The sequence below is a fragment of the Candidatus Marimicrobium litorale genome, from assembly GCF_026262645.1.
Lineage (GTDB): Bacteria > Pseudomonadota > Gammaproteobacteria > Pseudomonadales > Halieaceae > Marimicrobium > Marimicrobium litorale.
Genome location: NZ_SHNO01000004.1, coordinates 1 through 5,503, shown reverse-complemented (window position 1 = coordinate 5,503; position 5,503 = coordinate 1). Strand labels below are relative to the sequence as shown.

At 50.7% G+C, this 5,503-nt stretch carries 4 protein-coding genes and 2 pseudogenes; 2 read left to right on the top strand and 4 right to left on the bottom strand.

What is annotated here, in order from left to right; all coding sequences use genetic code 11:
- A partial coding sequence (locus EYC82_RS18060; RefSeq protein ID WP_279251034.1) for a leucine-rich repeat domain-containing protein occupies nucleotides 1-692 on the bottom strand: 692 nt, incomplete at its 3' end.
- Between the two features lie 194 nt (nucleotides 693-886).
- Between EYC82_RS18060 and EYC82_RS18055 the strand changes: the two are divergent.
- Nucleotides 887-1,009, top strand: a pseudogene (locus EYC82_RS18055) (IS6 family transposase); the annotation flags it as partial.
- A 623-nt stretch (nucleotides 1,010-1,632) separates the two neighbouring features.
- A pseudogene (locus EYC82_RS18255) lies at nucleotides 1,633-1,866 on the top strand (hypothetical protein); the annotation flags it as partial.
- A 100-nt stretch (nucleotides 1,867-1,966) separates the two neighbouring features.
- On the opposite strand, the gene EYC82_RS18050 reads toward EYC82_RS18255, so the two are convergent.
- From EYC82_RS18050 to EYC82_RS18040, 3 genes are all read right to left on the bottom strand, one after another.
- Entirely contained in the window at nucleotides 1,967-3,724 is a 1,758-nt protein-coding gene (locus EYC82_RS18050; RefSeq protein WP_279251033.1) for a hypothetical protein, read from the bottom strand.
- A gap of 462 nt (nucleotides 3,725-4,186) precedes the next feature.
- On the bottom strand, nucleotides 4,187-5,092 hold the full coding sequence (locus tag EYC82_RS18045; protein ID WP_279251032.1) for a hypothetical protein: 906 nt from the start codon (nucleotides 5,090-5,092) through the stop codon (nucleotides 4,187-4,189).
- A 189-nt stretch (nucleotides 5,093-5,281) separates the two neighbouring features.
- Nucleotides 5,282-5,503: hypothetical protein (locus EYC82_RS18040; protein ID WP_279251031.1), on the bottom strand; the 222-nt coding region annotated here is incomplete at its 5' end.

Here is a 5,503-nt window from a genome sequence, read left to right as displayed (position 1 = left end):
AAGTTGCCTCCAAAGTGCGCGCTGGTGAGGGCGTTGTTGTTAAAAACATTTTGCCCAATGCTCTTAACGCTGTCTGGAATAACTACGCTGGTGAGGGCGTTGTTTTGGAAAGCAAAGGACCCAATGGCCGTAACGCTGTTTCCAATAGTCACGCCGGTGAGGGCGTTGTTGATGAAAGCAGCTGTCCCAATGGTCGTAACGCTGGCTGGAATAATAACGCTGGTGAGGTCGTTGTTGGAGAAAACAAACTCCCCAATACTCGCCACGCTGTTCCCAATAGTCACGCTGGTGAGGGAGTTGAGGGAGAAAGCGTCAGTCCCAATGCTCGTAACGCTGTCTGGAATAGTCACGCTGGTGAGAGCGTTGACTTCGAAAGCATTTTTCCCAATGCTCGTAACGCTGTCTGGAATAATCACACTGGTGAGGGTGTTGCCTAAGAAAGCACCATCCCCAATGCTCGTAACGCTGTAGGTCGTTGTGCCATCAGATGCAGTGGAAGGAATCAGAATCACTATACCCGTGGCAGTGTTGCCCGATGCGCGACCCGTTACCTCGACGTCAGTCGTATTAATGACGCCATAACTCAGTCCATCGACATCAAAGGCGAAAGCCTGAGCCGATAGCATCGAAATAAGCAAGAATGCGAATGAGGCGAGTACGCCACGCTGTGATGTTGTTGTGGTTGAGGTCATTAGCAGCATCGTCTGTCATATAACGTTTAGTCGATGTGCTCAAAAGCAATATCCATGCCAATAGAGGATTGGCGAGTGATACAAGCCATTACGGGGTTCAGTGAGAATGGAGGTGTAAGGAAACCTGACGGTGTCGCTCACTTAACTATCCTGAATTGATAGAATCGGAGGATGACTAATTACAAGCGTCATCGATTCCGCCTCGGCGCCCCCCACCCGGTATCATTTCCTACACCAGCTGGCTCTACTACAGATTTAACCTGAGCCACCGTGATATCGAAGATCTCCTGGCTAAACGCAGGATTACGGTTAGAAGGTTTACTGAGACTCTGCCCGCTCTGCGCAGGCGTATCAAGATTCAAGAGAATCAACCCCAAGGGGGAGAGTAGGTAGCTACCCCCTGAAACAGATTCACACCCGACAAACCTGACGTACCCGACGCCAATGTAATTGCTGCAAGGTCATGGACTCTATGGAGCGGCGTCGGGTGCGTCGAGTGCGTCGGGTTAATTTGGTCTTTGTATCCCAGAGGCCCGGTATAGGGTCGGTATTGTAAGAGTGTGGAAACATCCCAGTCATCAATCCTTGCAGCTGCTCTGTTTGTGGCAACGGCAAGGGGTCGACTATCCGACTAAGAATCGGACGCTCTCTTCTATAGAAAGACGATAAGAATCAATAAGATGGTGGGCCCAGAAGGACTCGAACGGCAGCGGCCGCCGAGTCGTCGGACCGCCGTCTTCGACCTGCCGATTATGAGTAGTACGCACAGTACGAAACGTACTCCAGTAAGCCGAAGAAAAGTAACGAGTTGCCTCAGCGGGGCAGAGCATCATTGCTGCAACCGAGCCTATGCCGAACCTGAAGTGGGCTGGCTGGCGGGATTGATTGACGTAAGCTGAAGAGCGGTAAGCGATTTTCCAGACCGAACTTCCGAACCGGGGCCGAGCAATCGCACGAGTCGACCAGGGTTAGGGAGCGGGGGATGCGGAAGTTCAAATCAGTGAGGCAGGTGCAGAGAATCGTGACTGCTCATGCCGCCGTGTCCAATCTGTTCAATCTTGGCAGGCACCGGGTCAGGGCTCAACACTATCGGGATCTGAGGGTGAGTGCGTTCGGAGAACGGGATAGGCTGGCTGCTTGTTACTCCCAGCCTGGATTGCTGCGGATTCCATGACTTAACTTGTCAGTACCGAAAACAAGACACGATAGAAGCTGAAGGTTGCACTGGCGGCGAGGGACTTCGCCCCCAGCGCCCGGCAGCTTCTACGTCCGGTTTACTCGTGGCATTCACCCTTGTCGCAGTATTCGCAACTGGGTTTCGCGGTGCAGCTGGCGCCGGGGTTCGCGGCACAAAACGCTGCGGAGCAGTCGCTGCCGGGAGTGGGCGGCGGCGGGGTGGGAGGCGAGGGAGCAGAACAGTCCGACGGCAAGGGTACATTGAAGGTATAGCTTTTTCGGAGTGTTTGGGTTGTCTCGGACTTGAAGGAGCAACTACAGCCTTCCGCGTTGCATGACCCGGTAGGGCCGACATTGATCGGGCGGAAGCCATCAGGCTTGGTCGTGAACGAACCACCCCAAAAATTGACAGTACTCGTTGCTAACTCAACATCCCAGTTAACGACAATGTCGAAGGATGTAGCGTTGCCGTAGGTCCCCGGCGTGACTTGCCAAGCCGCAGCTTGGATAGTGCCGGACAATTTACCGCTGGGTTTTTGCCCGTCTTCCGGATCCCCCACGGTGTAGTCTTGACATATGTTGTCTCCCTTGTCCATTTGGATCATCGAACTGCAATTCCCGGCAGATGCATCATCCTCGGTGCAGTACTCGTATTTGGTGTACGCGCCAAGGTTGAAAGGGCCAATGTCGCCCGCTTCCGTGACCATCGCCGGAACCGTTGTCGACACCGATTTTTGCCACGAGGCAGAGACTCCAAGCCCTGCCTGCGGGCCTTTTCCGTTGACACTGACTTGGCCGCTCACGCCGTAGGTGAAGCTATTGCTATAGGTCGTACTCTTGCCTTGGTCAGCTGAAGGAGCCGCACTCACTTGCGTTGTACTCCCATATGCAGGGGGCTCGAATCCGATGTAGTAATTAAGTGGATAATTTGTGTAGCGACAAATGCGCTTATCACCCCCCCCGGGAAACGGAACCACCGCGATCCCGCCCGAACAGTAGTCATCGTTGTTTTGCCAATCAATCGACAAATCCTCATCGTTACTTTCCAGTGTAATTTGTCCCTTTTCATAACTTGCAGACTGCCATTGGGCTTCCGTTGCGTCCCAGTCGCCGCCTGAAGTGATCACGTAGAAATCCATGGGTGTTACATTCTTCTCTTTGCAGACACGACCGGAAGAAACTTTCACCGACATAGTATAGTAGCCGCCGGTTGTTTCCCTGAGCTCAGTGGTCTGAACGTAATTCTTGGATAAATCGATGGGAGCGCCGGTCAAATCTGACGTGGGCTCACTGCTCGGCAGAGGCGACCGCGACAAATCGTCCACCACGAGGTCGTACGCCCGCGCGTATGCGCGCTCATCCGCTCCGGGGTTTTCCGTATCCGGCGTGGGCCTGATGTTAAACAGCGCGCTAGCAGTCGGCATGCCATCTTCACGGCGCATGATATACGCTAGCAGAACGGGATCAGTGGTTGATTCGAAGGCTGCACCAGCGCCCAATAGCCCATGAAAGGCTTTCACATCGATGGTACTCGGGGCGATGAGGGCCAGGGTTTGTCCTGCCTCATAAGACGCCTTGATTGCGTCTTTTTCCTGCTGCGTGAGGGCGTCTGCCGCGTCGAGCACCCCGGGCGCAATCATCATGGGTGTCAGTTGCGGATTATAGTCAGGCGAAAAAGGCACGACGACCAGGTCACTGCGCACCGCTTCTATGGTGGCGTTATTGTAGTTGCCGATGAGCTGAACGACCTCATACTCACCGGACTGTGACTGCGCACTGTCGCTGCAGCCGTTGGCAATCAGCGCGAGACATGAGGAAAGGAATAGTGCAGTAGCCAACCTTGCAAGGTATATCATGCGGTTTTCCTCGAAATTGTGTAAAACTATTAGACAAGTTAACGATTGAAAAATTCCGAGTCAAGTTAACTCAGACTCGCTCCAAATGTGGAAACCACAAACCAAAATCTCGGGAAATTACAGCCCAATGTGGGGGGCAACGACATATTTCTGGTCAGTCTAGGCTCGTTTGTGTAGCGCCAGCCCGTGACCTCGAGTTAACTTGTCAGTACCCAAGCGTTCCAATGGTCATGCCACATTGAGCACCAAAACGGAGAGCGGCGTTACTGAAGTTCAGTCTTGCTCTGGCAGTGGAATGGCAAGATGTTTCTTTAGTTACCAAAATGACTACTCCGAATTAGAGGTTGTCATTGTTGGCAAAAATCTCAGTTTGGGCGACAAGGATCAACCCAGCGAATCTTGATCGCTCAGAGCTAGCAGGAGCTTAATCTGGGGTGGTTCAGAAACGTCATGGCTGGAATCCTAGCTGTGATCACGGGATAGACTGATTTCAGTTATAGACACTCTGTCAGAGTAGGACTCTTTAATGGATCGAGCTAACTCCATAGCGGTTTCTTTGCTAGAGAGTATGTCTATGACGATTTTAAATTTTTGTTGCTCTGCAGGGGAATTATCGTATTGTTTGGCTAACTCAGGGTTTAATTCGGTTTTTTCTAGTTGCTCCAATTTATTGGCGGCCTGCTGAGCTGTTGCTCGTGAGTTTTCCTCTTCAAACTTTGCAATACGCTTATCGACCGTTAAATCTAGCTCTTGTTTGGGTAAATCAAGTAACGCCCCCCGATCTTGAAATAGTAATTGATAGCCTGAAGGAAGTGCATCTAAAACTGACGCTTTTTTGGCAACTTCCACAGCCTTAACTGATATTTCCTGCTTTATGGTTTCGCACAAACTGTCAATTGCGGTTTGCATTCCCTTTGTACTTGCTTTACCCGTCACTGCGGACTCAAAGCGAGCGTGAGAAATATAACTCGTGGGGTCAATAGCCTGAAAATCATTGCTTTGCTGGTCCATAAATCTTGTGATTGTATCAATTCCTGACCGTATAAAATCTTGTTTAATCTCCATTTTACGAGACTTTATCTGTCGATCCAGTGACAGTCTTGCTTGCCTTGTTTCCTCTGAAACCTCGTCTATAGCTGCGAAAAGATTTTGTATGTCAGTTGCTTGTTCTATTGCAGCCTGCTTCGCGTTTTTGAGCGCATTTTCAGCACTTTTGAAGAGCTTTACCTTTTCGGTAGCAGTTGCGAAATCATTGTCACTCACCAGTTCCATTTTGGTGGCGCGAATCTGTTCTATGAGATCGATTTTCCATTCATCGAAATTCGATCTGTTTATTTCGCCTGTTAGGCTAATTGTCAGTTGTTTCATCGGTGCGCTCCAGGTTTTTGATCTCAAGTGATTTTAAAGCTAAAGCTATATCCAATTCCAATTCCAATTCCAATTCCACTTCCTACGGATCCAGAATCGCTAAGATAGCTCCATGCTATGCAAACGTGGTTCGGCGGGATTCTCGATTTTAGCGCTACCAGCAGAAATAAGCTTGGAGAACATTGCTCACTAAATGTTGATCGGCGGTATAGCGCAAAGCGTTAGATGGTAATGACAAGTTAACTTAGATTCGCTCCAAATGTGGAAACCACATACCAAAATCTCGGGAAATTCCAGCCCAATGTGGGGGCCGATGACATATTTCTGGTCAGTCCAGGCTCGATTGTGTAGCGCCAGCCCGTGACCTCGAGTTAACTTGTCAGTATCGTCGAGCGAGCTTACTCTGGCTTC